21 protein-coding genes and 1 pseudogene are annotated in these 25,671 nt (G+C 67.4%); 13 read left to right on the top strand and 9 right to left on the bottom strand.

The window, feature by feature from the left end:
- The first annotated feature begins 50 nt into the window (after positions 1-50).
- The 5 genes from OR37_RS10070 to OR37_RS20735 all read left to right on the top strand — a co-directional run bounded on the left by OR37_RS10070 (position 51) and on the right by OR37_RS20735 (position 6,651).
- Complete coding sequence (locus tag OR37_RS10070; RefSeq protein ID WP_004619196.1) at positions 51-746, top strand: CHAP domain-containing protein; 696 nt, start codon at positions 51-53, stop codon at positions 744-746.
- 65 nt (positions 747-811) lie between these two features.
- A complete protein-coding gene (locus OR37_RS10065; RefSeq protein ID WP_004619194.1) occupies positions 812-1,771 on the top strand; it encodes a magnesium transporter CorA family protein in 960 nt (319 codons plus the stop codon).
- 214 nt (positions 1,772-1,985) lie between these two features.
- The gene (locus tag OR37_RS10060; protein WP_004619192.1) at positions 1,986-3,221 is read left to right on the top strand and encodes a pentapeptide repeat-containing protein; all 1,236 of its coding nucleotides are present in this window, start codon (positions 1,986-1,988) and stop codon (positions 3,219-3,221) included.
- Between the two features lie 76 nt (positions 3,222-3,297).
- A complete protein-coding gene (locus OR37_RS10055) occupies positions 3,298-4,722 on the top strand; it encodes an alpha/beta hydrolase (protein ID WP_004619191.1) in 1,425 nt (474 codons plus the stop codon).
- A gap of 75 nt (positions 4,723-4,797) precedes the next feature.
- Positions 4,798-6,651 (top strand): calcium-binding protein, encoded by a 1,854-nt coding sequence (locus OR37_RS20735; RefSeq protein ID WP_004619189.1) that lies wholly within the window; start codon positions 4,798-4,800, stop codon positions 6,649-6,651.
- Between the two features lie 3 nt (positions 6,652-6,654).
- Here OR37_RS20735 and OR37_RS10045 read toward each other — a convergent pair whose 3' ends face one another.
- Positions 6,655-7,515 carry a crotonase/enoyl-CoA hydratase family protein gene (locus OR37_RS10045; protein WP_004619187.1) on the bottom strand — a complete coding sequence of 287 codons (861 nt, stop codon included), beginning with the start codon at positions 7,513-7,515 and terminating at the stop codon, positions 6,655-6,657.
- A 100-nt stretch (positions 7,516-7,615) separates the two neighbouring features.
- On the opposite strand from OR37_RS10045, the gene OR37_RS10040 reads away from it, so the two are divergent.
- Positions 7,616-8,401: an SH3 domain-containing protein gene (locus tag OR37_RS10040; protein WP_035017217.1), complete on the top strand. Its 786-nt coding sequence runs from the start codon at positions 7,616-7,618 to the stop codon at positions 8,399-8,401.
- Here OR37_RS10040 and OR37_RS10035 read toward each other — a convergent pair.
- Positions 8,398-8,832: a DUF488 domain-containing protein gene (locus OR37_RS10035; RefSeq protein WP_004619183.1), complete on the bottom strand. Its 435-nt coding sequence runs from the start codon at positions 8,830-8,832 to the stop codon at positions 8,398-8,400. The genes OR37_RS10040 and OR37_RS10035 overlap by 4 nt on opposite strands.
- A gap of 71 nt (positions 8,833-8,903) precedes the next feature.
- Between OR37_RS10035 and OR37_RS10030 the strand changes: the two genes are divergently transcribed.
- Positions 8,904-9,794, top strand: coding sequence for an alpha/beta fold hydrolase (locus OR37_RS10030; protein WP_004619181.1), 891 nt, complete (start codon positions 8,904-8,906; stop codon positions 9,792-9,794).
- Positions 9,795-9,925: 131 nt separating this feature from the next.
- The gene (locus OR37_RS21325) at positions 9,926-10,468 is read left to right on the top strand and encodes a hypothetical protein (RefSeq protein WP_004619179.1); all 543 of its coding nucleotides are present in this window, start codon (positions 9,926-9,928) and stop codon (positions 10,466-10,468) included.
- Between the two features lie 2 nt (positions 10,469-10,470).
- Here OR37_RS21325 and OR37_RS20730 read toward each other — a convergent pair whose 3' ends face one another.
- The 7 genes and pseudogenes from OR37_RS20730 to OR37_RS09995 form a co-directional block, all read right to left on the bottom strand.
- Complete coding sequence (locus tag OR37_RS20730) at positions 10,471-10,899, bottom strand: Spy/CpxP family protein refolding chaperone (RefSeq protein WP_004619177.1); 429 nt, start codon at positions 10,897-10,899, stop codon at positions 10,471-10,473.
- Between the two features lie 61 nt (positions 10,900-10,960).
- The gene (locus OR37_RS10015) at positions 10,961-11,908 is read right to left on the bottom strand and encodes a thioesterase family protein (protein ID WP_004619175.1); all 948 of its coding nucleotides are present in this window, start codon (positions 11,906-11,908) and stop codon (positions 10,961-10,963) included.
- 126 nt (positions 11,909-12,034) lie between these two features.
- A complete protein-coding gene (locus OR37_RS10010; protein WP_004619173.1) occupies positions 12,035-12,511 on the bottom strand; it encodes a Fur family transcriptional regulator in 477 nt (158 codons plus the stop codon).
- 36 nt (positions 12,512-12,547) lie between these two features.
- Positions 12,548-13,336 (bottom strand): acid phosphatase, encoded by a 789-nt coding sequence (locus tag OR37_RS10005; RefSeq protein WP_004619171.1) that lies wholly within the window; start codon positions 13,334-13,336, stop codon positions 12,548-12,550.
- A 60-nt stretch (positions 13,337-13,396) separates the two neighbouring features.
- Positions 13,397-14,446, bottom strand: a complete 1,050-nt coding sequence (locus OR37_RS22100) for a 1,9-bis(guanidino)-5-aza-nonane synthase (protein WP_035017215.1) — start codon at positions 14,444-14,446, stop codon at positions 13,397-13,399.
- Positions 14,447-15,130: 684 nt separating this feature from the next.
- A pseudogene (locus OR37_RS22095) lies at positions 15,131-16,219 on the bottom strand (6-pyruvoyl-tetrahydropterin synthase-related protein); the annotation flags it as partial.
- 311 nt (positions 16,220-16,530) lie between these two features.
- Entirely contained in the window at positions 16,531-17,790 is a 1,260-nt protein-coding gene (locus OR37_RS09995; RefSeq protein ID WP_004619167.1) for a type III PLP-dependent enzyme, read from the bottom strand.
- A 350-nt stretch (positions 17,791-18,140) separates the two neighbouring features.
- On the opposite strand from OR37_RS09995, the gene phnC reads away from it, so the two are divergent.
- From phnC to OR37_RS09970, 5 genes are all read left to right on the top strand, one after another.
- Entirely contained in the window at positions 18,141-18,935 is a 795-nt protein-coding gene (gene phnC, locus OR37_RS09990) for a phosphonate ABC transporter ATP-binding protein (RefSeq protein ID WP_004619165.1), read from the top strand.
- Positions 18,932-19,972: a phosphate/phosphite/phosphonate ABC transporter substrate-binding protein gene (gene phnD / locus OR37_RS09985; RefSeq protein WP_004619164.1), complete on the top strand. Its 1,041-nt coding sequence runs from the start codon at positions 18,932-18,934 to the stop codon at positions 19,970-19,972. Before phnC ends, phnD begins: the two co-directional genes overlap by 4 nt.
- A gap of 8 nt (positions 19,973-19,980) precedes the next feature.
- Positions 19,981-20,814, top strand: a complete 834-nt coding sequence (gene phnE / locus OR37_RS09980) for a phosphonate ABC transporter, permease protein PhnE (protein WP_004619162.1) — start codon at positions 19,981-19,983, stop codon at positions 20,812-20,814.
- Between the two features lie 495 nt (positions 20,815-21,309).
- Complete coding sequence (locus OR37_RS09975; RefSeq protein ID WP_004619160.1) at positions 21,310-23,751, top strand: TonB-dependent receptor; 2,442 nt, start codon at positions 21,310-21,312, stop codon at positions 23,749-23,751.
- A gap of 156 nt (positions 23,752-23,907) precedes the next feature.
- A complete protein-coding gene (locus tag OR37_RS09970; RefSeq protein ID WP_004619157.1) occupies positions 23,908-25,221 on the top strand; it encodes a hemolysin family protein in 1,314 nt (437 codons plus the stop codon).
- Positions 25,222-25,671: the final 450 nt, after the last annotated feature.

Genomic DNA, 25,671 nt, shown 5'->3' with positions numbered 1-25,671 from the left:
CGCTGGCAGGGTTATTGCTTCACCCAGTGACGCGGGGGAGTACCCACAGCATGACGAAACGGACGAGGACCCTTCTGGGTTCCCTGGCCGCCGCCGCCATGATCAGTCTCGTGCCGATGTCCGGCGCGAACGCTGACGGCTATTGGCAGTGTGTACCGTTCGCGCGTCTGATGTCGGGCATCCAAATCTTCGGCGACGCCCGCACCTGGTGGTCGCAAGCCGCCGGCAAGTACGACACCGGCTCGGTTCCGAAGATCGGCTCGGTCCTGTCGTTCAAGCCCACCGCCCGCATGAACCTTGGCCACGTGGCGTTCGTGAGCCAGGTGCTCACCGATCGGGTCATCCAGGTCACCCACGCCAACTGGTCGATTATCGAGGGCGATCGCGGCCAGATCGAAAAGGACGTCACCGTCGTCGACGTCTCGCCCAACGGCGACTGGACGCAGGTCAAGGTCTGGTACGATCCGATCCGCGACCTCGGCACCACGGTCTATCCGACCAACGGCTTCATCTATCCCGACGCCCAGGCGATCAAGATCGCCATGGCCACCAGCAAGATCGCCATGGCCCAGAACGCCGTGGTCTCGGCCGCCAAGCAGGCCGCCAACCAGGTCGCCAGCTCCGTCCGCGCCTCGCCGCTGGACATCATCAGCCAGGCCGCCGACTCGACCGACCGTATCGCCGCTCTGATCGAGGCCGCGACCGGCGGTGGTTCCGACAACAACAAGCAGAACCCGCCGCGCTAAGCCGCGAGCGCGTTGACCTTCCGCGCGCGCCGGGGCATTCCCTCGGCGTTAGCGGGGGCGCGTTCATGTTGAGAATTCTCCGTCACGGCGCGCCGGGTTTCGACACCGCCGACCTGTCGCCCGATTGGCGCCTGCCCGAGGACGCCGTCTGGATCGAGCTGGTCGAGCCTACCCGCGCCGAGGAAGTGGCCGTCGAGCGCTCGCTGGGCTTGCTGCTGCCCACCCGCGAGGAGATGGCCGAGATCGAGGCCTCCTCGCGTCTCTATCAGGAGGACGGCGGCACGTTCATGACCGCCACCATCCTGGTCAACGCCGACGGCCAGCTGCCGACCGCGGCTCCCGTCACCTTCGTGCTGTACGGCGCCAAGCTGGTCACCATCCGCTATGTCGAGCCCCGCGCCTTCGCCGTGTTCGCCGCCCAGGCCGAGCGCCAGCCCAGCCTTTGCCCCAACGGATCGCAGACTTTCCTGGGCCTGCTGGACGCCGTCGTCGACCGCACCGCCGACATCCTCGAGCGCACCGCCGCCGAGGTCGAGGTCCAGTCGCGCGCCATCTTCAGCCGCCCGCGCGGCGCGGCCTTCGAGGAGATCCTCAACAAGCTTGGCCGGGCGCAGATCGTCAATTCCAAGGCGCGCGACAGCCTGGTCAGCCTGGCCCGCCTGCTCAGTTTCGCGACCCTGGCCGACCAGTTCGATGGCGAGAAGGATCTGCGCGATCACCTGAAATCGCTGCAGCGCGACGTCCAGTCGATCACCGACCATTCCAGCTATATGGCCGGCAACATCACCTTCCTGCTCGACGCCGCCCTGGGCCTGATCAACATCGAGCAGAACTCGATCTTCAAGGTGTTCTCGGTCTTCTCGATCGTCTTCCTGCCGCCGACCCTGATCGCCGGGGTCTACGGGATGAACTTCGAGCACATGCCCGAGCTGAAGTGGTTGGACGGTTATCCGATGGCCATCTGCCTGATGGCGGTCGCCGCTATCGCGCCGCTGCTTTGGTTCAAGCGCAAGGGCTGGCTGTAGCGCATCGCGCGGAAGAGTGGACGCCGACTTTCCGCCAAAGCGATGCGAAAACAATAGGCTAGATTAAGAGGCGCTATTCCCGCATCGCGCCTCCCGCTCCCGCGAGCCCGCGACTTTCTGTCGCGCTCTGAACCATTGCTTAAAGTTGAAGTGGGAGTTTGGGGGCTGTTTCCGCTTATCCGCCCACCGCCGCCAGGGGTTCCCAGAACCGCCGATGCCCGCCGCCGCATCCCCGAAGCCCAGCCTGATCCGGACCCTTGACGCCGCCGCCGTCCGCGCGGCCGTCGAGGCGCACGCCCGCTATCTGAAGGGGCTGCCCAACGGCCGTCGCGCGGTGCTGCAATACGTCAATCTCAACAACTACGAGCTGGACGGGGTCGACCTGTCGGAGGCCGATCTGACCGGCGCTCTGCTGGGCGGCGCCTCGCTGCGGGGAACCCGGCTGGCGCGGGCGGTTCTCTACGGCGCGGACCTGCGCGACGCCGACCTGCGCGGAGCCGACCTGTCGCGCGGCGACCTGCGCGGCGCGTGCCTGCGCGGCGCCAATCTCGGCGACGCCGATCTGACGGGCTGCGACCTGCGCGAGGGCGTCACCGCCGTTCGGGACGACGACAAGGGCCTGCGCATCCTGGAGCATTCCAGCCGGCCGGGCGAGCTGGGCTACGCCGTGCTGGAGGGCGCGGCCCTGGCCGGGGCCCAGATGTCGGGCGCCTTCGCGCGCCAGGTCGACTTCACCGACGCCGACCTTTCGAACGTCTCGCTGCGAGGCGCGCGGCTGACCAACGCGCGAATGGACGGCGCCAACCTTTCGGGCGCCAGCCTGCAAAACGCCGAGATGGCCAATGTCTCGCTGCGCCGCGCGGTGATGGTCGGCGCCGACCTCGGCGGCGCGGACCTGACCGACGCCGACCTGACCCAGGTGCTGCGCGCGCCGCCGCCGATCATCTATATCGACGACGAGCCCCTGCACGAGGTGCTGGAGGCGCACGAGCTGTTCTGCGAGTCCAATGGCCGCGAGGGCAAGATCGGCGACCTGGCGGATGTCGACTTCCGCCCGCTCAAGCGCCTGAAGGCGCGTCGCCTCAGCGGTCTCTCGGCGCCGAAGGCGGTGTTCTTCGGCATGGACCTGGAGGGCGCGCAGCTGCAGGGCGCCAATCTGTCGGGGGCCGACCTGCGCGGGGTCAAGCTGAAGAACGCCGATCTGCGCGGCGCGCGCCTGGTCGGAGCCCAGCTGACCCGAGCCGACCTGTCGGGCGCCAAGCTGGGTCCGCTGAAGATCGCCGAGGACCGGGTGATCCGCACCGACATGACCCGCGCGGTGCTTCGCGGCGCCGATCTGCGCGGCGCCAGCGCCCCGCGCGTCCGGCTGATCGAGGCCGATCTGTCGCGCGCCCGGCTGGACGGCGCCGACCTGCGCGGCGCGGAAATGCCGGCGAACCTCGCCGTCTGAAGCCGCGATTTCCCACGAAGCCTTGCGGTGGGCGTCGACCTTGGTGTTGATGCACACACCCCAAGGAGTTTGTTCGATGTCCCGTCTGTCCTGGATCGCCGTCGCCGGCGCGCTCGTCGTGACCGCCCTGGGGAGCGCCGCGCACGCGGCCGCGCCGCGCTTCGAGAAGACCGCCTGCGTCGGCGACTACAAGGATGTCGATCTGAAGGTCGAGTGCGGCCATCTGATCGTCGACGAGACGCGCGGCGATCCCAAGAGCCGGCGCATCAAGGTGGCGGTGGCCATCGTCCGCGCCGCCCAGCCCAAGCCCGGCCTGCCGCCGGTGTTCTATCTGCACGGCGGCCCCGGCGGTTCGGCCCTGCCCGGCCTGCCCCGGACGCTGGCGAGCAAGACCGCGCGCGAGTTCATCGCCGCCGACCAGGACTGGGTGTTCATCGACCAGCGCGGCGGCGGCCAGTCCGTCCCCAATCTCGACTGCCCCGGCACGCACCTGACCGACGCCGGCCCGCCCACCGAGCAGGACGCCCAAGGCATCGTCGCCTGCCTGAAGGCCTTCCAGGCCCAGGGCGTGAACCTGTCGCGCTACAACGCCGTCGAGGTGGCCAAGGACGTCCAGGACCTGCGCCAGGTGCTGGGCTACAAGCAGATCGACCTGTTCGGCGGCTCGTATGGCACGCGCATCGAGGCGGCGATCCAGACGCATCAGCCGCAAGGGATCCGCGCGGTGGTGCAGGACTCCCCGTGGCCGCCCGAGGCCGACTGGACGGTCGGCGGTCCGGCCATGGTCTCGACCTCGATCGATATCGTCATGAAGAAGTGCGCCGCCGTGGCCGAGTGCGCCAAGCGCTATCCCGATCTGAAGGCCAAGCTGGCCGTCGTCGCCGAGCGCTGGCTCGCCGCTCCCCAGACGATCGACGGCAAGACCTACACGGCCGACGACCTGGGCGGCTATCTGATGGACGCCAGCTACTTCACCGCCGGCGTGCTGCCGCGCGACCTCTGGAAGATCATCCAGGGCGATGTCTCGCCGGTCCAGGAGTTCGTCGAGAACCGCGACTACTACAGCGAAGGCCAGTTCATGACCCACCTGTGCAAGGAAGAGATCCCGTTCGAAAAGCGCGCCGACGTCGCCAAGGGGACCGAGACCGACGCGGTGGCCCGGCTGATGGTGGCGTCGATGCAGCGCATCCATGACGTCTGCAAGGCGATCGACGTCGGCCCGATCTCGCCGATCGAGCAACAGCCGGTGAAGACCGCCATCCCGACCCTGTTCCTGGCCGCCGAGATCGACCCCGGCTGCCCGCCGCCCCTGACCAAGGCCGCCGCCAAGGGCTACGAGGGCTCGCAGGTGGTGATCGTCACCAACGCCACCCATGGGGTCTCGCATGCCAGCCCTTGCGTCCGCGCCATGATCCGCGGCTTCTTCCAGGATCCGACCAAACCGGTGGACCGCTCGTGCCTGCCGGCGGCGGACGAGCCGATGACGTTTACTTACGAGTGAAGTTTTCGCGCTTGGCAGCGCGGCTCGGCTCCGCTAGCGAATGGTTGCGTTGTCGCAACCTTGAGTGAGTAAGTCGTGACCCAGATTCATGGCGGCCCAGGTCCTGACACCATCAATGGCGGGGATGACGCCGACGAGCTCTGGGGCGGTGGCGGAAGCGACATCATCCACGGCGGCGCGGGCAACGACGCTCTGTACGCGGACCAGCCGGGTGTGGCCTCGCCCGGCGAGGAAAACACCGTCAACTTCCTGTATGGCGAAGCCGGCAACGACTTCCTCGTGGGCGGAGCGGGCAAGGACACGCTGGACGGCGGGGCCGGCGACGACACGATCAGCGGCGGGTCCGGCGACACCCTGCTGGGCGGCGACGGTAACGACTGGCTCATGTTGGCGACCGGTTCGGTCGGCGCGGTCGTGGATGGCGGGGCGGGGAACGACCGGATCGACATGGTCGCCGGAGCAAATCGCTACGTCGGCGGCGCTGGCGCGGATCGCTTCATGTTGCTCTCGGGCGGACCGCTTGCGCAGGGGATCGCCACTATCGCCGACTTCAAGGGCGCTGAGGGGGATCGCCTGAGCTTTGGCTCGTCGTCTTCCACACCGCAGTTCTTTAGGGGCGCGGTCGACAATCCGAACTTCAGCCTGAAGATCGGTGACGTCTTCTCCTCCAGCCGCGACTATGGCGGCGACGTCCGGCAGGTCTGGACCTGGGCTAGCGACAACAGCCTCTACGTTATCGTCGACACCGACGGGTCGCGCACCCTGTCGGATGGCGACATCGTCGTGAAGCTGGAGGGGGTGTCCGCGGTGACCGCCACCGACTTCGCGGATGGCACGTTCTCGACGACCAGTTTCACGACCAAGATCGGCACGGACGGCGCCGACAACTATGTGGGTTCGAACAGCGCTTCCTACTACGGCTTGGCGGGCGACGACCTCATCCATGCGAGTGACGGCGGTGACCGGGTCCACGGCGGCCCCGGGAACGACAAGATCTGGGGCGGCGGATACGACGACGACATCTATGGTGGCGACGGCGACGACTGGATCGACGGCGGCGGCGGCCAGAACACGGCGCACTATTTCGGCAACCTCGCCAACTATATCGTCACCCGCAACGCCGATGGCAGTCTCAGGGTCCAGGATCTCAAGGGGACGGACGGCGTGGATACGCTGTTGAACGTCCAGCGCTTGCAGTTCGCTGACCAGTACGTCGCGGTCTCCTACGTCCAGCAACCCGTCACCGAGACCGCGTTCAAGGCGATCCTGCGCGCGTCGAGCGAAGCGCCGTCGCAGCTTGCCACCGTGATGGCGATCTCCGACGCCGTCACCCAGGGGAACCTGCAGATCTATATCAACCAGCAGATCGTCAAGGCCGCAGGCGCCACGACCTCGGTGGCCTCGCTGGCCTACGAGTTCTTCACCGGCAAGGTCCCGAGCGAGGCGGGCGTCGATTATCTGGTCTCGCCGACAGGACCGAACGCCAACAACCTCAACAGCGCCTACTACCAGAGCTTCAATTTGGAGAACCGCTACATCAACTTCGCGGTGAATCTGGGCAAGTTCGGCGAGGGCAAGGACGCGTTCGCGGCCAAGTACGGGGCGATGAGCCTCTTCGACGCAACGCGCGAGGCCTACAAGGCCATCTTCGGCGCGGCGCCGACCGACCCCAAAATCCATGCCCTTATCGACACGCGCGCCGACTATTTCGCTGTCTACGGTGGCGACGGCGCGAGCGGGATCGGGACCAAGGCGGCGATGGTTGGCTGGCTGCTGGCCGAGGCGCAGAAGGCCGACCTGGGCGTCATGGTGAGGTCAAACGACGCCTGGTTGACGGATCTCTCCGACGGCTCCGCGCCGTTCGCGATCAATATCCTCGATCCCGCCAAGGGCTACTACAAGGCAGACTTCATCTACGGGGGTCCCTGACCCCTACATCTTCTTCTTCAGCGGCAGCAGGTCCGGATAGACCGCGTCGCGCTTCTGGGCCTTGGCCGTGAACGCCTCGGCCATGTGCGGCCCGCTGAACATCCCCGTCTGCCAGGTGGCGATGTAGTCGAGGCCGTCGGCGATGGTGTGGTCGCGGGCGTAGTTGATCATCACCTTGCTGCCGGCGACGGCCAGGGGCGACTTCTCGGCGATCTCGCGCGCTGTGGCGAGCGCGTGGGCGACCAGCTCCTCGTGCGTGTCGAACAGCTCGTTGACCAGGCCGATGTCGCGCGCTCGCGCCGCCGGCAGGCGGCGGCCGGTATAGGCCAGTTCCCGAACCCAGCCCTCGGGGATCAGTTTGCACAGGCGCGGGAAGGTGCCGACGTCGGCGGTCATGCCGATATTGATCTCCTGGATCGCGAAGAAGGCGTCGGTGGTGGCGTAGCGGATGTCGCAGGCGCTGACGAAGTCGACCGCCCCGCCGATGCAGCCGCCCTGAATCGCGACGATCACCGGCATCCGCGCCTTGTCCAGGCAGCTAAAGGTGTCCTGCAGGTGATGGACGAAGCGGCGGAAGCTCTCGGCCGCCACCCAGCGGTCGGCGTCCTGGCGGGCGGTGACGCCCTCGTCGTCGGTGAACACCGACAGGTCCATGCCGGCGCTGAAGTGCTTGCCGGTCGAGGAGATGACGATGCAACGGGCCAGGGCGTTGTCGTCGATATTCCTGACGATCGCCGGCAGCTCGTTCCAGAATGGCCGGGTCATGGTGTTCATGGCCTCGGGTCGCTTCAACTGGATATGGGCGACCCCGGCTTCGATCTCGACCTTGAAACAGCTATACTGCGCCTGATCATGGCTGCTCATGGCCGGACTCCCTTATGCTTGGTCGCGCACTATCGACCGGGCCGGTCGCGGCGCCAACACTGACCTAACGGAAGAGGATTCGGCGATGCGCGAAACGTCCATGAGCAAGGTCGGGACCGTCCTGGCCATGACCGCGGCGCTCGGCGCGGGCGTCGTCGTCGCGCCAGCCCCCGCCTTGGCCGACGGGCGGCCGCTGGGTGGCCTGTTCTCGTGCGACGGCTCGGGCAAGAAGCAGGAGGAGGGCGCCCTGATCGGCGCGGCCGCCGGCGCCTTCCTCGGCAACCGCCTGGCCAAGAACGAGCGCACGCTGGGCACGCTGCTGGGCGCGGCGGCCGGGGCGGCGGCGGGTTCCTACATCGGCTGCCGGATGCAGTCGACCGACGCGGCCATGGCCGAGCATGCCGCCAAGAAGGCGCTCGACACTGGCGTCGCCCAGACCTGGTACAACCGGCGCACCGGCAATTCGGGCCGGGTCGCGGTGATCTCGTCCAGCTACGGTCCGCCGATCGACGGCCGCGACATCCGCCTGGCCCAGGGCGTGCAAGCGCTGCAAAGCTACGACGCGGCCGGCGGTCCCTATGTGGCGTCGTCCTCCGCCAATCTGCGCGCCAGTCCCTCGACGCGCGGGGCGGTGGTCGGACGGCTGGCGCCGGGCGAGCGTTTCGACGCCCTGGGCGTGGCGCCGGCCGGCGGCTGGGTGCTGGTCGGCCGCGACGGCTATGGCGTCGGCTACGCGGCCGCTTCGCTGGTGCGTCCCGACGGTCAGCGCGCCGCCAGCTGCCGGGTGATCGACGCCCAAGTCTCCGGCGGCGGCCAAGCCCCGTCCAGCCAGCGCTACAGCGCCTGCCGCGACCGCGACGGCGAGTGGAAGCTGACCCAGGCCTAAAGGTCCGCCACCTCGCACTTCAGCGTCTGGCGGATGCGGTCGGCGACGATCCGGCGGTGGCAGCAGGCGGCGTCGTCCTCGTAGCAGAGCAGGGCGACGCGCTTGTCCTTGGCCAGTTCCGTCGCCTGGGCCAGGGCCAGCTGGGCGGCGGGCTCCTCCAGATGGGCCTCGAAAATGGCGCGCATCTCGTCCACGCGGCCGGCGCGGGCGGCGTCGCGGCCCGGCTTGGGCGTGCCCAGCGGCCGCAGGTGCAGATAGCCGATCCCCTCGGCCGCCAGGCTGTTCGCCAGCAGGGTCTTGGAAAAGCCGGCCCGACGCGAGGCGGCGACGGCGCGCACGTCGACGACCACGTCGACCTCGGCGGCCCTCAGGCGCGCGATCAGGCCAGCCTGGGTGTCGGTCTCGTATCCGATGGTCGAAAGCTTATTCATCGGGGTCTCCATGGACGCGAAGGGCTTACGGGCATACCCTAAGCCCAAGAAAAGCCCAGGGAGCCACGCCTATGGACGCGGCCGTCTTTCGCGAACCTCGCAAACGCGTCCTGTCCGCGCCTGGCGGCGAGATCGCGGCCTTGGAGTTCGGCCCGCCGGATCGGCCGATCGACGTGATCTTCGTTCACGCCAACGGCTTCAACGCCCAGACCTATCGGGTGTTGCTGTCTCCGCTCGCGGCGGGGCTGCGCGTGCTGGCGATCGACCAGCGCGGCCATGGCTCGACGACCCTGCCCGCCGACCCCGACGGCCGCCGCTCCTGGCGGGACCTGCAGGCCGATCTGACCGGCCTGCTGGACAGTCTGGACGGCCCGCCGGTGGTGCTGGCGGGGCACTCCATGGGCGGGACGGTCAGCCTGCTGGCCGCCGCCGAGCGACCGGAGCGGGTCAAGGGCCTGCTGCTGCTGGACCCGGTGATCATGCCCTGGCTGGCCACGCTGTACGCCAAGGCGCCGTGGACCTCGGGCCGCCTGTGGCGACGGATGCCGCTGGTGCTGTCGTCGCTGCGCCGCCGCGCCGTGTTCGACAGCCGCGAGGCCGCCTTCGCCGGCTACAAGGGGCGCGGCGCCTTCAAGACCTGGCCCGAGACCATGCTGGCCGACTATGTGGCTGGCGGCTTCGTCGAGCGCGCGGACGGCACGGTGGAGCTGGCTTGCGCGCCCGCCTGGGAAGCCTCCAACTACGCCGCCCAGGGCCATGATCCGTGGCGGGCCATCCGTCTGGTCACGGCGCCGGTCCGCATTCTGAAGGCCGAGAAGCACTCCACCTGCCGGGTCGGCGACCGCTTCGCGCGGCGCGGCCGGGATGTGCGGATCGAGACCGTCGCGGGGACCACCCACTTCCTGCCGATGGAGCGGCCGGACGTGGTGCGCGACGCCCTGTTCGACATGGCCACCGCCTGAGCTCCGGACCCGCCGCCTGTGTGGCGACGGCGATATATCTTCACCGTAAGATCGCCCTTATTTCGGGCTAATCGCGAGCCTCCGACCGTTGGCCATCGTGACCCTCGGCCTCGCTTCTTTCGGAGGTCATCATGAAAGCCCTTCTCCCCGTCCTGGCCGGCGCAGGCCTGTTGGCGACGCCGATCCTGGCCGCGCCCTCGCTCGCCGCGGCGCACGGCCGCGGCGGCTACCACGTCGTCCAGGCGGGTTTCCGGCCCGGCGGCGGCTATCATTTCGGAAGTCCGGCCGCGGCGCGCTATCACGCCTTTCCGCGCTACGCGTATCCCCACTACGCATATCCCCACTACGGCTATCCCTATTACCGCTATCGCGGTTGGGGGTATCCGAGGGCGTACTGGTGGAGCGGCCCGCGCTTTGGCCTGGTGCTGAGCCCGGCCTATTACGATCCGTGGTTCTATGACCCGTGGTACGGCGCGCCCTGGTATTACAGCGCGCCCAGCTATTCCTACAGCTACACGACCTATTACGGCGATCCGCCGCCCAGCCGCGACGACCGGCCCCAAGACGACGCGAGCCCCGCGCCGGCTCCGCCCGCTTCGTCGACCGCGCCGGCGGCCTGCGGCGCGTGGTCGTGGAACGTGGCCGCCGACCGCTACGACTGGAAGCCCTGCTAACCCTATCTTTCGCCCGGAGGACGCCCTTGGCCGGCGTCCGCCTCGCCCTGCCGGGCGGCGTCGGCGGTCATGCGGTCGAAGGTCCGCTGCTGGTCCGGCGACAGCGTCGCGTAGAAGGCCTTCACCGCCTCGCCCTGGCGATGCAGGTCGGCGGCGTCGGCCTGGGCCGTGGCCTCGATCAGCGCGACGCGTCGCGGCGTGGGCAGTTGCGGCAGCAGCATGTCGGCGGCGCGATGACGCTGCTGGACCTGGGGATCGGGCGCGATCGCGGCCTGATAGGTCCGCCAGGCGTCTTCCTGGCCGGGGCTCAGACGCAGGGCGTCATGCAGTCCGCTTGCGTCCGCCGGTCGCTGCTGGGCGATCGCGCCGGTGGCGCAAAGCGCCGTCGCCAGGGCCAGGACCAGGGTCATCCGGTGGGCAATCGCCGTCACGTGTCGCTTCCTTCAGTTCCAAGCTCGCCCAGCGTGACCATGGAAGCGATCATGGTGTCATTTAGAGGGCCAAATCCGCCACCGCGCGCGCCGCCAGCGCCGCCTGGGCGGCGTCGGTCACCGGCACGACCTTACGCGCGTCGAGATCGAAGGTGACGGCCACGGCCTGCGAGGTTCCCCACGGCTCGCCGGTCGCCGGATCCAGCATCCAATGGACCATCCGCATGGTGCGGGCGTCCGCCCCCAGCAGGCCCGAGCGGATGTCCACCCGGTCGCCGACGCGCGGCCAGGCCAGATAGGCGATGCGGTATTCCAGCACCGCGCCGCCGAAGCGGGCCGGCTTGGGGTCGGCGTGCGCGACGATGGTGTCGCGGAAGGGATGGATGAACGCGCCGATGCCGTCCGACACCCGGCCGATGAACTGTTCGGCGCGCATCCGGCCGAAGACGTCGCAGTCCGAGGGCAGCAGGCCGCCCAGGCCGATGCGGGTCAGGCCCAGCGCCTCGGCGCGCGCCAGGCTGGCGGTGCTGGCGAACGGCGACAAATCCAAGCTGCGCGCCCGGGCCTTTTCGGGAACCTCGACCCTCAGCGCCTCGGCCCGTTCGCGGGCGATGGTCGGCCAGGGAAACACCTGGCCCTCGCGCGGCGTGGCGTGGACGACGGTGGTCTGGAAGGTGGCCGCCAGCTCGCCCGAGGCGGGATGCACCAGCAGCTGCAGGACCTTCGCGTCGCACTCGCCCATCTCGATCACCCCGCCCAACATGTAGAGCGGCGCGCCGGCGTGGGCCTCGCGCAGGAAGCGGATGTGGTGCTCCTTGACCAGCAGGGTGGCGTTGGCGAACGGCGAGAAGGCGTGCGGCATCCCGAGCTCGGCGGCCAGGCCGACCAGGCCCTCCATGGCCCGCCCGACATAGTGGCGCACGTTCATGTGCCCCATCTCGTCGCAGTCCCAGGTGTTGACGCCGCCGCGCCAGATCTCGACGCCAGGGAGACCCTCAGCGAACGTCATGGCGCGGCTCCTCGAAACCAAGAATGGCGCGCCAGATCTCGACGCCAGGCGGCGGCTCGGGGGTCGTCATCGCGGCGTCTCTCGAACGAAGTGGAACGATCGTTCGATCCTAATACCGGGGTTTTCTCAACCTCTGCAATCGGCGCAGAGGCCGTGGGCCTCGATCGTCACGCTGGTCAGGGCGTATCCCGCCGCGGCGCCGGCCGCGATGATCTCGGCGCTGGCCTTGGGCTCGATCTCGCGGGTCGCGCCGCAGCAGTCGCAGATCAGGAAGGCGGCGGCGTGGCCGTCGGCCTCCTTGCGGCAGGCGACATAGGCGTTGAGGCTCTCGATCCGGTGGGCGAAGCCCTGTTTCTCCAGGAAGTCGAGGGCGCGATAGACGGTCGGCGGCTTGGCCGGCGGTCCCTCGCCGCCGAAGGCCGAGATCAGATCATAGGCCTTCACCGGCTGGCCCGCCCCGAGCAGAAGCTCCAGCACCCGGCGGCGCGGCGCGGTCAGGCGCTGGTCGGCGGCGACGCAACGGGCCTCGGCCGCGTCCAGCTCGGCCGCGAGGGCCGCGCCGGCGACGCCGTGATGGTGATGGTCGTGTCCGCAGGAAGACATGGCCAACAGGTAGAGGGCGCGCCGGCTCGGCGCAAGCTAGAGGAGAGGCTTGGCGATCAGCGCCGCCTCGGCCGCGCACTTGGCCGCGTCAGGAGCGGGGCCGGCCTTGCGGTTGCGGGCGATCTCCTCGCGGATGGCGGCGATGTCGGTCTGGAACAGCGGGGTCCCGCTGACCGCCGCCATCAGCGCCGAGGCGTTAAGCTGGCCGGCCGACACCGAGCTCATGTTGTGCACGCCGCAGACGACGCGGCTCTCGCCGAACGCCCGGGCGCGCGCCAGGATTTCCGTGGCGTGCTCGGGATCGGCCTGGGCGAGGGCCAGGCCCACCGAATAGCCCCAGGTCGCGTGGCCCGACGGATAGTCCGGGCTCTTGGCCAGGCCCTCGCTCTTGTCGACGCAGATCGGACCCTCGTCGACCAGATAGGGGCGCGGGCGCTTGTAGAAGTCCTTCGGTCCATTCACCGCCGCGCCGACGTCGAAGCGCAGGCGCATCAGCAGGCCGACCATGCGCGGCGTGGCGCTCATCGACGGCGTGAAGCCCAGGGCGCACTGGAAGTCGGCGAGGATCGCCTTTTCGTCGACATCGTTGACCGCCAGGGCCCAGCGGGGGCTGTCCTTCAGCGCGCGGGTGGCCAGGAAGATCTTGCGGTCGGCCTCGGCCTGGGGCGAGCCCGGCGGCGGCGCGGGCGGCAGGACCTTCAAGGTGTCCAGGGTCCCCGCCGGCAGGTAGCCCTTGGGGGCGCCGGCGGGCGCGGGATCCGGCGCGGCCAGGGCGGAGCCGGACAGCAGGAGGGTGGCGGCGACGGCGAGCGGAACAGCGCGCATGAAAAAGGTCCCCAAACTTTCGTCTGGGGACCCTGCATCTCTAATGTGACGCTCGCAAGCCTACTTGCCGAACAGCTTGTTCCAGCGCGGCTTTTCGCGACCTTCCCAGGCCTTGCGCCAGTAGGCGTCCGAGGCGATCAGCGGGACGACCGTGGTGGCTTCGGCGAACACCATCTGCTCGTAGGTGGTCGAGACCTTGCCCCACGAGGCGGCTTCCTTCAGCGTCGACGACGAGCAGGCGCCGTCGCGGACGTCGGCCACCGTGATCTGGATGGCGTACTTGTGCATGTCGGCCTCGACGCCGAGGATCTCGGCGCAGACGACGGTGTCCTGGGCGAAGTTCTTGGGCACGCCGCCGCCGACCATGAACAGGCCCGTGGTGCCGGCCGCGATCTTGATGTCGGTCAGTTCGCGGAAGTCGGCCACGGCGTCGATCATCAGGTAGGGCTGCTTGGCGGCGGCCCGTTCCTTCTGGTGCTTGACGAGGCCAAAGCCGGCCGAGCTGTCGACGAAGGCCGGGCAGAAGATCGGCACGCCTTCTTCATAGCAGGTCTGGATCAGCGAGCCTTGCTTCTTGGCGTTGCCTTCCGACAGCCACTTGCCCATCTCCCAGATGAACTCGCGCGAGGAATAGCCGCGCGGCTCCAGGCGGTTGGCGATCTCGAGGATCGTGTGGTCGCAGGCCTGCAGCTCTTCTTCGTCGATATAGGTGTCGTAGATGCGGTCGATGTAGTTGTCGCGCAGGACGTTGTCGTCGACCGGGCCGGCGGCCTGGTAGTGCTTGAAGCCGAGGGCCTCGAAGAAGTCCATGTCGACGATGCTGGCGCCGGTGGCGACTACGGCGTCGATCATGCCGTTCTTCACCATGTCGCGGTAGACGTGCATGCAGCCGCCGGCCGAGGTCGAGCCAGCCAGGATCAGCCAGGTCGAGCAGCCCTTGTCGGCCAGGGCCATGTTGAAGATGTCGGCCGCGCGAGCGGTGTCGCGCGAGCTGAACGACATCTTGCGCATCGAGTCGATGATCGGGCGAGCGTCGTAGGAGGTGATGTCGACGTGCTCGACGGTCTTCTGTAGCAGCTCGGCCTTGGTGTTCGGAACGGGAGCGTTCATGACAGAGGTTCCTCTGAAGTTGAGCGCCCGTCGTGACCCGATGAGACCGCCAGGACGGAGCGACCGGCGATGGGGTGTTTCGATGAAGGCGGCTATATAGCGGCTTTGCGAAGTTTTTTTAAGCGTTTCTCGCAGGGCTGGAACGAACAGCCACGCGGCCAGCAGCAGCGCCAACAGCGAGATCGTGTCGCAGACTTTTTCCAGTGGTGAACGAACGATCCGTACACGGTATGTGTTCACGCCGGGTTGAGCCTCGAAGGACAGCAGTCTTTCGACGCCGTAGCCTTCCGTCTTCATCGACGGGTCGCGACCCTTGCGCACCAGACCAACCTCCCAGGTCGGGTAGTAGAATCGGCGTAGCACCACGCGCGTGGGGCGCGGCGTCTCGACCATGATAGCGAAGCTGCCGTCCTTGAACTGGCCGGCGGGGGTCACGCGGGCGTCTGGCGCCAGGGCCCGGGCCGGCGGCACGGCGTCGAAGCCGGCGAAGCCCAAGGTGTCCGCCTTGAACAGGGGCCCGGCCGGATCGAAGCCCTGGGGCAGATGTTCGTCTGGCGTGCGCCGTCGTGCGATGCGTAGGCGGGTGTCCGCGTCGAGGTCGCCATTCTGGGCCAAATGCAGCTTGATAGGCGACTCTTGGAGACGATAGCCCTTTTCAAGCGGGATCAGGCACAGCGGAACAAGGATCAGCAGGCGCAGCCAGCGACCGGCGGCGGCCGCCATGACCACGGCGGTGACGGCGGCGAACTCCATGCCCAGCACGATACGGAACGGAAACTGCACTTTGCCCAGGACCGCGCCCAGCGGCCCCTGCCAGATCCACGGCAGGGCGTACAGCAGCAAGGCGAATATCGCGGCAAGGCCCCAGACGGCCGCCTCGCGGGCGGGGCCTTCGATCCGCCGACTCAGGGCCGCGAGAATAGCGGCCAGGCCAAGGGCCGCGGCGCCATAGCCCATCAGGGCCATCGAGAGACCGTAACCATGGTTCGGCCAGAGGTCAGGGCGCAGAAGCGTCCAGCGGAATGGGTGGTATTCCGGCGCGACGAACATCCACTGCAGGGTGGCGTGCTTCTGCATAAGCAGCGCCGGACCCAGATAGCTGAGACCTATGGCCACGCCCAGCGCTAGGCCGGCGGCGCAGCGAACCAGCAGGGCGCGGCGCTTCTCGACGGGCGAGTCAAAAAGAAGATAGAGTCCGTAGACCGACAGCACGCTGATCGAGGTCAGCAACGCGATGGTCACATGGCACATCAGGAGCGCGCCGTAGCTTAGGCCAAGGCCAGCGATCCAGGGACGGGCGGCCTGGCCTTCGACCCGAGCAGCCTGTTGCAGGCACAGCGCCACCATTGGCAGGGCCATATAGGCGGCCGTTTCGCCCATCGTTCCGCGCACGAAGTCGTCGACCACGTGGAAGGGCATGAAGACGTAGGCGATCGCTCCCGCCAGCGCCAGAACGTCGCCGGCCTGCCGCCGCAGCCAAGCGAACATCGCCAGGCCCGAGCCCAGGCTCATATAGAACGATCCCCAAGCGGCGATCTGAGCGTAGTCGTTCTTGTGAACCGAGAAGGCCGCCACGATCGCGGTCAGATAGAAAGGCAGGGGCGGATAATAGTAGAACGACGGCGAGCCTAATCCGTTGTTGGCCCCGAACAGCCAGCGCGGCGGGAAAACGCCTCGGTGCAACGAGTCGTCGAATTCCAGGATCCAGGCCGCGTTGAAGAAGTAGCTGTGGTTCCAACCGGTCCCGTGCAGCAATGGCTGATGCTGCAGCATGAAGCACATCAGGACCAGGACGCCGAAGGCGAACGTCCAACCCAGCTTGGTCTTGGTCAGGAAACCCACGCACGCCCCTATCGTCGATCCCGATGGCGACGATTTGTCAGCGCAACCTGAGAATGTCCAGTCACGCTTGTCGGCCCGCAAAAAAAGGGCGGGGCCGAAACCCCGCCTTGGCCATTTCCGAATGCGTGCCCGCCAAGTCTGTCCGATTTAGATGTCCTCTAAACTGGATGACCAGACTCTGGATTGATACGTTCGGAGCGCGTTCGAGCGGTTTAGACTCTCACAGCTAAGCTTGGCGTGCTCTAGCGACGGCGCTTGCGCTTGCCGGCCGCGCCCTTCGGACGCGAGAAGCGGACGATCTTGCGCTCTTCGGCTTCCTGACGGACGACCGGGATCGAGCGCTTGGCCAGACCGTACATCGAGGCCATCGGCGCGTCTTGCACTTCCACGGTGTCGGTCTCGCCGAAGCCGTTGAAGCGGGTCGACATCGCCACGCCATAGGCGCCCAACATGCCGATCTCGATATAGTCGCCTTCGTCCACGCTTTCCGGCAGGTAGAAGGGGCCGGGCATGTGGTCGACGCTGTCGCAGGTCGGGCCGTAGAAGCGGAAGGGCTTTAGGCCTTCCTCCACGACTTCGCCGTTCTTGCGGTACAGCTTGACCGGGAAGGGCCACTTCATGTGCGCGGCGTCGAACAGCGAGCCATAGGACCCGTCGTTCAGATAGAGCGCGTCGCCCTTCTTCAGCTCGACCTTGACCAGCAGCGACGAGGCCTCGGCCACGAGCGCGCGGCCCGGCTCGCACCAGAGTTCGGTGGTCTCATGGACCATCATCTCGGCGAAGCCGCGGTCGATAGCCGCCAGGTACTCCGACAGGTCCGGCGGGACCATGCCCGGATAGATCGACGGGAAGCCGCCGCCGACGTCGACGACATCGGCCAGCACGCCGGCGCGCACCAGGGCGCGGCTGGCCTGGGCCATCGCCGCCTGGAAGGCCGTCGGACGCATGCACTGGCTGCCGACGTGGAAGCTGACGCCCATCAGGTCCTGGGTGGCGCGGCGGGCGGCCAGCAGCAGGGCGGGGGCGTTGTGCATCTCGACGCCGAACTTGCCCGACAGGCTGTAGGCCGCGCCCTCGGCCTGCACGCCCATGCGGACGATCAGGTTCAGGTCCTTGGCCTGGCCGGTGGCGTCCAGGATCTTGGCCAGCTCTTCGTGGGTGTCGAACGAGAAGGTCTTCACGCCGTGGTCGAAGTACGCGGCCGAGATGGCGGCGCGGCTCTTGACCGGGTGCATGAAGGCCATGCGCGAGCCCGGGGCCTCGTTGGCCACCAGCTCGACTTCGTTCAGCGACGCGACGTCGAACGACCGCACGCCGGCTTGCGCCAGCTCACGGATCACCCACGGCGAAGGATTGGCCTTCACCGCGTAGAAGACGTCGCCTTTAAATTCGGACTGGAACCAGCGCGCGGCTACGGAAACCGCGTCGGGCCGCACGAGTGCGACGGGACGTTCCGGTGACCGCTCACGGACCAGGTCCAGGGGCGAATGGTACGTGCGCAATTCACGTAACCCCCTGTTGGAAGTTAAACCCAGGCCGGCGTTAGCAGCGTTTAGGACTTCGGGTCCGCCGGAGCCGTGCGAAATAGGGGCATTGGACAGGGTTGTAAAGTCCCTTTCTGCCCCCCTTTTTTGGACGAATTGATGCAGGCGCGCCCGTCGGGCGAAATCGTGCTTTCGGTCCTGTTCGAACGCGCGACAAGCCCAGCCAGATCCGGCGCTTCGCGGAGCGCGAGCCACGCCGTTCGGCGGTGAAAAGGGCTGTTGGTCGTCACAATTCGATTGCTAACCTTCCCCAAACCAGAGAACGCACTTCCCCCGCGCCGAAACCACGTTAAGGATTCGTCCCGACCATGACGTCGGACCCTGTTCTCTCGATCCGCGCCGCGTCCAAGACCTTCGGGTCGCGTCGCGCGCTGAACGCCGTCTCCCTCGACGTGGGTCGAGGGGAGATGATCGCGCTCATCGGCCCTTCGGGCTCGGGCAAATCCACCCTGCTGCGCTCCATCGACGGTCTCCAGACCATCGATGAGGGCGAAGGGACCATCACCGCCTTCGGCGGACCGGTCCAGGCTCGGGGCAGGGTGTCGGGCGAGGTGCGCAAGGCGCGCGTCCGCGTCGGCTTCGTGGCCCAGCAGTTCAACCTGGTCGGCCGGCTGTCGCTGTTCAGCAACGTCGCCCTGGGATCGCTGGGCCGCATCCCGCTGCTGCGCGGTCTGTTCGGCCTGTGGCCCCGCGAGACGCGCGAGGCGGCGATGGCGGCCCTGGCCCGCGTCGGCGTGGCCGACTACGCGGGCCAGCGCGCCAACACCCTCTCGGGCGGCCAGCAGCAACGCGGGGCGATCGCCCGGGCCCTGGTCCAGAAGGCCAAGATCATCCTGGCCGACGAGCCGGTCGCCTCGCTCGATCCCGTCTCGGCGCGCAAGGTCATGGAGATTCTTCGTGACCTGAATCAAAGCGACGGCCTGACCGTCATCGTCACCTTGCACCAGGTGGACTACGCCCTGCGCTACTGCGACCGGGTCGTGGCCCTGAAGGCGGGCGAGAAGGTCTATGACGGCCCGGCCGCCGGCCTGAAGCGTGAACAACTCATCGATATCTACGGCCCGGAATTCGAGGACGTATTCTGGGAAGGAGCTCCGCAATGATCAGCCGCCGTTCGGCCCTCGCCATCGCCGCCCGTTGTTCGCTCGTGGGCCTCTCGGCCCTGGCGTTGGCTTCGTGCTCGAAGAAGCCCGAGGCCACGGTCTCCAAGGACACGATCACCTTCTCGATCCTGTCCACGGAGTCGGCCCAGAACATGGAGGGCTATTGGAAGCCGATCCTGGCCGACATGGAAAAGCAGACCGGCCTGAAGGTGAAGCCGTTCTTCTCGTCCAACTATTCGTCGCTGATCGTGGCGATGGGCGCCAAACAGACCGACGTGGGCTGGTTCTCCAACCAGTCTGGCCTGGAGGCCGTGCGCCGCTCGAACGGCGAGGTCTTCGCCCGCACCTTCGACCCCTCGGGCGTCGACGGCTACAAGTCGCTGATCATCGTGCCGGCCGACAGCAAGATCCGCACGGTCCAGGATCTGCTCAAGTGCGACAAGACGCTGAACTTCGGGATCGGCGACAAGAAGTCCACCTCGGGCACCCTGGCGCCGATGACCTACGTGTTCATCCCGGCCAACAAGAAGCCGGAAGAGTGCTTCAAGACCGTCATCAGCGCCAACCACCAGGCCAATCTGTTCGCGGTGGCCAATGGCAAGCTGGACGCGGCGACCAACAACTCGACGGCCGTCGGCCTCTCGCAGGCGCGCGGCGACGGCGTCGCCGAGAAGATCCGGGTGATCTGGGAGTCGCCGACCCTGCCCGAAGACCCGATCATCTGGCGCAAGGATCTCGACCCGGTCATCAAGGAAAAGCTGCGCCAGTTCTTCCTGACCTACGCGCAAGGCGACACGCCGGAAGCCGAGCGGCAGCGCGGCTATCTGAAGAAGCTGTCGATCGGCGGGTTCAAGCCGGCCGATGACACCCACCTCCTGGTCGTGCGCGAGATGGAGGCGACCGAAAACCTGGGCCTGGCGCGCGAAGCCGGCGATCAGGCCAAGATCGCCGCCGCCCAGAAGGCGCTGGACGATATCAAGGCTCAGCGCGTGGCCGCCGAGGGCAAGGCCGGCGTCGCCCCGACGTCGGCCAACTGAGACCGCTCATGAGCGACGCTAAGATGAACGAGGGAAGCATCCCCGCGCCGCCCAAGCGCTCGGCCTCGGCCCTGGCCTTCGACACCCTGCTGTGGGGCGGGGTGATCCTGCTGCTGGTGATCAGCTTCAAGCCGGCCGAGATCGACAAGTTTCCCCAGCTGTTCACCGACACCGAGAAGACCAGCGCCTTCGCCAAGCTGTTCTTCAAGCCGTTCACCGACCCACAGCTGTTCCTGTCGATGGACTGGGAGCTGTTCATCGACAGGATGTGGCAGACCATCCAGATGGCGCTGTGGGGCACCGCGCTGGCCATCGTCCTGGCCATCCCGCTGGGCCTTCTGGGCGCGCGCAACATCGCGCCCGTGTGGATCCAGCAGCCGGTGCGTCGGGTCCTCGACCTGATCCGCTCGATCCCCGATCTGGTCGTGGCCCTGATCTTCATCACCGCGGTGGGGCTGGGTCCGTTCGCCGGCGTGATGTCGATCATGTTCAACACCGGCGGGGTGCTGGCCAAGCTGTTCGCCGAGGCCGTGGAGTCGATCGACAAGGGTCCCGTCGAGGGCGTCCGGGCGACCGGGGCCGTGAAGCTGCAGGAAATCATCTGGGGGGTGATCCCGCAGGTCGCGCCGCTGTGGACCAGCTACGCCCTCTACCGCTTCGAGTCGTCGAGCCGCGCGGCCACCGTGCTGGGCATCATCGGCGCGGGTGGCATCGGCCAGATCCTCTATGACTCAATCAACGCCTTCCAGTTCGACCAGACCGGCTGCATCGTCCTGGTCATCGTGGTGGCCGTGTCGCTGATCGACCTGCTGTCGCAGGTGATCCGAACCCGCCTGCTTTAGAGCCCGCCTGCTTCAAATGGGATCATTTGAGGTGGATAAAAATCCCGTAGATTCAATTATTTAGAGCGAGTGCGGGCGGTTCGGCCGCTCGCGCCAGCCCACGCGGGCGGGGCGTGTCCGCGCCTTTGCGGGGCCGTGTTTCAGCAAGGCTACATGGAGCCTATCCGAAACGCGCGCCAAGCTCGACCTTGCCACAATCACGCCGAAATTCGTCGGCGCCGGAAAGACGCTCCTGACGTTGTATTCGCGCGCGCGCCCGTGCGCCGGCCCAACATATGAGCCGACAGGTAAGGTGATCTTTCGGAGTAGATGGATTTTCGTAAGTTTTTCTAACGTTGAAATTCCATGGCTTTTCCCGATTTTACACAAAACTGTCTTAAAGTCCGCGCGCCAGGTGATAAAATTATCACGTCGTGAAATCGACATGTGGTCGTCACTGAACCATCACCGCTGAACGTCTATGCCCCTTGCCAACCAACAAGGGGTTTTGCTTCCATGCTGAAATATTTCGGAGGGGCGGCCGTCGTCGCTCTCGTGATCGCCACGGCGCAGGGCGCCCTGGCCGCCGACGCCGCCACCCCGGCCGCCGCCGCTCCCGCCGCCGATGACGGCGCCGCGCTGGAACAGGTGGTGATCACCGCCACGAAGCGTGAAACCAACCTGCAGTCGACGCCGATCGCCGTCTCGGTGCTCAGCGCGACCGCCATGGCCGATCGCCACGCCGAGAGCCTGATCAGCCTGTCGGACGGCGCCATCCCGTCGCTGCGCGTCGCCACCTTCGAGGCCCGTCAGTCGGCCCTGACCGTCGGCATCCGCGGCATTGTGCCGTTCGACGCCAACCAGACCGCCCGCGACCAAGGCGTCGGCGTCTATATCGACGGCGTCTATCTGGGCCGCCAGCAAGGCCTGAACACCGCCCTGCTCGACATCGAGCGTCTGGAAGTGCTGCGCGGCCCGCAAGGCACGCTGTTCGGCCGTAACACCGAAGGCGGCGCCCTGAGCATCGTCAGCAAGGCCCCGACGGGCGTGTTCGGCGGCCGCGTCGTGGCCGGCTTCGGCAACTACGGTTCGTACACCGGCGAACTGCACCAGGACTTCCAGGAGTTCAACGGCCTGTCGATCAAGGTCGACGCCCTGATCCAGCACCAGGATCCGACCACCAAGAACCCGATGGAAGGTCAGGCCGGCTGGAACCAGTATCACCGCACCGGCGGCCGCGTGACCGGCCTCTACAAGCCGAACGACAAGTTCAGCGCCCAGGTGTCGATCGACTATTCGAAGGACGAGAACACCCCGTTCTTCAGCCAGCTGCTGAACTACAACCCCTATGGCAAGCGCGTCCGCAGCCTGGCCGAGGTCACGGCCTCGGCCGCCGCGCCGGCCGGCACGATCAACCCGCTGTCGCCGCTGGTGCGGGTCAGCACCGACCGCCAGAGCGTGTCGGACATCGGCACGGTCCAGCAGCCCAGCGTCGACAAGACGGGCGGCGCCATGGCCACCCTGAAGTACAACGTCTCGCCCAGCCTGCAGCTGCGCTCGATCACGGCCGCCCGCGCCGTGGCGACCAACCAGTGGGACAACTCGGGCATCGAGTCGCGTAACGTCTTCGCGCCGAACGCCACCTTCGGCCGCTACAGCCTGTCGGACCTGTACCAGTACCAGTACAGCCAGGAATTCCAGGCGGTCGGCGACGTCGGCGACAGCTTCAACTATGTCGGCGGCCTGTACTACTTCAAGGAACACGCCAAGGAATCGGCCTCGACGCCGCTGACCAACCAGTGGAACGCCGACGGCACCGCCTATACGATCCGCTCGGCCTACGGCAGCTTCGGCGCGGGTCCGATCACCTCGGGCACGCAAGGCTGGCAGCGCAGCACGCGCCTGCTCGCCCGCGCCAGCCAGGCCGACGCCGAGAGCTACGCGATCTACGGCCAAGGCACCTACACGCCGGAAGCCATGAAGCAGGTCCACCTGACCCTGGGCGGCCGCTACACCAAGGACAAGCGCGACGGCACGCTCTACATGGTCGCCGGCAAGGCCACGAACTTCAAGTTCACCTACGACAAGGGCCGCTTCGACCCGCTGATCAACGTGTCGTATGACGCGGCCCAAGGCATCAACCTGTACGCCAAGTACTCGACCGGCTATCGCGCCGGCGGCGCCAACGACCGCTCGTCGGCCTTCCAGGCCTTCGGTCCGGAAGAGGTCAAGGCCTACGAACTGGGCGCCAAGATGGATCTCCTCGAGAACCGTCTGCGCCTGAACCTGGCGGCCTATCAAATGGACCGTCAGAACACCCAGATCGACTTCGACAACGTCGACACCACCCCCGGCAGCCCGACGCTCGGCGCGCACACCGAAGATACGGCCAACGCCAAGGGCACGTCCAAGATCCGGGGCTTCGAAGCCGAGCTGACCGCTCGCGTTTCGGAAAACATCACGATCGGCGCCTCCTACGCCTATACCGACGTGAAGATCCCGGCCGCGCCGTTCCCCTACCTGGGCAACACCGACGTGCCGCAAGGCTCGCCGTTCCCGGTGCAGGTGGTCTACACGCCGCCGAACGCCGCCTCGGGCTATGTCGACTTCAAGTACCCGGTCGGTTCGATGACCTTCCGCGCCCACCTGGACGCCAACTACGCCGACGCCCAGTACTCGTTCCAGAGCGAGTTCGCCGACGTCTCGCCGACCGGCAAGCTGGTCCAGAACGTCGCGGTCAAGGGTGACAGCAGCTTCATCGTCAACGGCAACCTGACCCTGGCCGACATCAACATGGCCGGCGGCGGCGCCTCGGCCAGCCTGTCGCTCTGGGCGCGCAACCTGCTGGACGAGACGCACGTCTACCGCATCTCGGCCGCCAACCGCGGCACGATCGGCGACTACGGCAACCTGAACCCGCCCCGGACCTACGGTCTGGAGCTGCGCGTGAAGTACTAAGGAGGTCCTCCGGTTCACCCCTTGGGCCGGAAGACACGGCGCCGCGGTCCTCTATGGGCCGCGGCGCTTTTCTTTGTATAGTGGCCGGGCTCGGGCCTCCCCAGACCCCCGCGCCGCGGTCGCCGTCCGGCGACGCGTCCCCGACCCTGAAGGGCCATGATCCTCGTCGCGCTCGCCGTCGTCCTCTTCCTCGTTCTGCTGAACGGGGTGTTTTCCATGTCCGAACTGGCCGTCGTCTCGGCCCGCAAGGCCCGGCTGCAAGGCTTGGCCGAGCGCGGAGATCGCGGCGCCAAGCTGGCGCTGGAGATGGCCGAGCATCCGACGCGGTTCCTGTCGGCCGTGCAGGTGGGCATCACCCTGATCGGCATCTTCGCCGGTGCCTACGGTCAGGCCACCATCGCCGGCGCCCTGAACCACTGGCTGGACGCGCGCTTCCCGGCCGTGGCCCGCTATTCGGAGGTGATCGCCACCGGCGTCGTCGTCGTGGGCCTGACCTATGTCTCGGTGATCCTCGGCGAGTTGGTGCCCAAGCGCCTGGCCCTGATGTTCCCGGACGTCATCGCCCGCCGCATGGCCCCGTTCCTGGCCCTGGTGGCCACGGGCCTGCGCCCGTTCGTCACCCTGCTGACCGTCTCGACCGCCGGCGTGCTGCGGCTGATGGGCGTGCGCGACGAGCGCAACAGCGGCGTCACCACCGAGGAGATGGAAGCGGTCCTGGCCGAGGGCGCGGACGCCGGCCTGATCGAGCCCGAGGAGCGCTCGATGATCCAGGAGGTCCTGCGCCTGGGCGACCGTCCCGTCCGCGTGGCGATGACGCCGCGCCGCGACCTCTTCTGGGTGTCGCTGGCCGACGAGCCCGAGACGATCCTCAGCGAGATCCGCGCCAGCGCCCACTCGCGCATCCTGGTGGCCACCGAGGGCGACCTGGACGGCGACATCGGCGTGGTGCTGAAGAAGGACTTGCTGGACGCCTGCCTGTCCAGCGAACCGCTGGACCTCAAGGCTCACGTGCAGCAGCCGGTGGCCATTCCCGAGACCATGTCGCTGCTCAAGGCCCTGCAGGTCTTCAAGTCCACCAGCCTGCACATGGCGCTGGTCGTCGACGAATTCGGCTCGCTGCAGGGCGCGATCACGCCGCTGGACCTGTTGGAAATGATCGCCGGCGACTTCCCCGAGAACCACGAGGACGACGACAAGCGCATGATCCGCCGCGAGGACGGCTCATGGCTGATCGACGCCCGCCTCGACATCCAGGAGCTGAACGATCATCTGGGCGAGAACTTCGAGGCCGATGGCGGCTACCACACCGTGGCCGGCCTGATCCTCGACCGCCTGGGCCGCATCCCCGACGAAGGCGAACACGTCGAGATCGGCGCCTTCGACCTTGAGATCGTCGACATGGACGGCTCGCGGATCGACAAGGTGATCCTGAAGCCGTGCAAACGGAAGAAAGACGCGGCGGAGGGGTAGGGGGCGGCGTATCGCGCCAAAAACCCTCTCCCGTCGGGAGAGGGCGGGGCCCGTTCCGACGGAAGTCGGGATGGGAGGGTGAGGATGAACGGAGTGGGCCGCTCTTCACCGCCATCCCCACACCCGACCTCCCCGGCGAAGGCCGGGGCCCAGTCATCCGGAGCGTTTGGGGTGTTCGCGATCGCGCGTCCGACCTGGAGCGTCGATCGCTCGTGGGTTCGATCTGGACCCCGGCCTTCGCCGGGGAAGTCGGAGGTATGGGGATTGGAGGCGCTCTGTCCTTGGAATTCGCGACCTAGGACCCAGTAAAATCAAGCGCTTGCCGAATCTACGCGCCGCTGAATGATCCGCGTTCAGCGCCGCTCCATAATCACAGCCATCCCCGTCGCGGGGGAGGGCGTTTGGATCCGGCCCAAAACGGCGGCGGGGATAGGCTGAGCGGGGCCGCGT

It is taken from the genome of Caulobacter vibrioides OR37, assembly GCF_000372645.1.
Taxonomy (GTDB): domain Bacteria; phylum Pseudomonadota; class Alphaproteobacteria; order Caulobacterales; family Caulobacteraceae; genus Caulobacter; species Caulobacter vibrioides_E.
This window is presented reverse-complemented; position numbering and strand designations above follow the sequence as displayed.

Excerpts from the sequence above, each read along its gene's own strand:
- OR37_RS10070 (WP_004619196.1), top strand. The coding sequence starts at position 51 with ATGACGAAACGGACGAGGACCCTTCTGGGTTCCCTGGCCGCCGCCGCC.
- OR37_RS10065 (WP_004619194.1), top strand. The coding sequence starts at position 812 with ATGTTGAGAATTCTCCGTCACGGCGCGCCGGGTTTCGACACCGCCGAC.
- OR37_RS10060 (WP_004619192.1), top strand. The coding sequence starts at position 1,986 with ATGCCCGCCGCCGCATCCCCGAAGCCCAGCCTGATCCGGACCCTTGAC.
- OR37_RS10055 (WP_004619191.1), top strand. The coding sequence starts at position 3,298 with ATGTCCCGTCTGTCCTGGATCGCCGTCGCCGGCGCGCTCGTCGTGACC.
- OR37_RS10045 (WP_004619187.1), bottom strand. The coding sequence starts at position 7,515 with ATGAGCAGCCATGATCAGGCGCAGTATAGCTGTTTCAAGGTCGAGATC.
- OR37_RS10040 (WP_035017217.1), top strand. The coding sequence starts at position 7,616 with ATGAGCAAGGTCGGGACCGTCCTGGCCATGACCGCGGCGCTCGGCGCG.
- OR37_RS10035 (WP_004619183.1), bottom strand. The coding sequence starts at position 8,832 with ATGAATAAGCTTTCGACCATCGGATACGAGACCGACACCCAGGCTGGC.
- OR37_RS10030 (WP_004619181.1), top strand. The coding sequence starts at position 8,904 with ATGGACGCGGCCGTCTTTCGCGAACCTCGCAAACGCGTCCTGTCCGCG.
- OR37_RS21325 (WP_004619179.1), top strand. The coding sequence starts at position 9,926 with ATGAAAGCCCTTCTCCCCGTCCTGGCCGGCGCAGGCCTGTTGGCGACG.
- OR37_RS10015 (WP_004619175.1), bottom strand. The coding sequence starts at position 11,908 with ATGACGTTCGCTGAGGGTCTCCCTGGCGTCGAGATCTGGCGCGGCGGC.
- OR37_RS10010 (WP_004619173.1), bottom strand. The coding sequence starts at position 12,511 with ATGTCTTCCTGCGGACACGACCATCACCATCACGGCGTCGCCGGCGCG.
- OR37_RS10005 (WP_004619171.1), bottom strand. The coding sequence starts at position 13,336 with ATGCGCGCTGTTCCGCTCGCCGTCGCCGCCACCCTCCTGCTGTCCGGC.
- OR37_RS22100 (WP_035017215.1), bottom strand. The coding sequence starts at position 14,446 with ATGAACGCTCCCGTTCCGAACACCAAGGCCGAGCTGCTACAGAAGACC.
- phnC (WP_004619165.1), top strand. The coding sequence starts at position 18,141 with ATGACGTCGGACCCTGTTCTCTCGATCCGCGCCGCGTCCAAGACCTTC.
- phnD (WP_004619164.1), top strand. The coding sequence starts at position 18,932 with ATGATCAGCCGCCGTTCGGCCCTCGCCATCGCCGCCCGTTGTTCGCTC.
- phnE (WP_004619162.1), top strand. The coding sequence starts at position 19,981 with ATGAGCGACGCTAAGATGAACGAGGGAAGCATCCCCGCGCCGCCCAAG.
- OR37_RS09975 (WP_004619160.1), top strand. The coding sequence starts at position 21,310 with ATGCTGAAATATTTCGGAGGGGCGGCCGTCGTCGCTCTCGTGATCGCC.
- OR37_RS09970 (WP_004619157.1), top strand. The coding sequence starts at position 23,908 with ATGATCCTCGTCGCGCTCGCCGTCGTCCTCTTCCTCGTTCTGCTGAAC.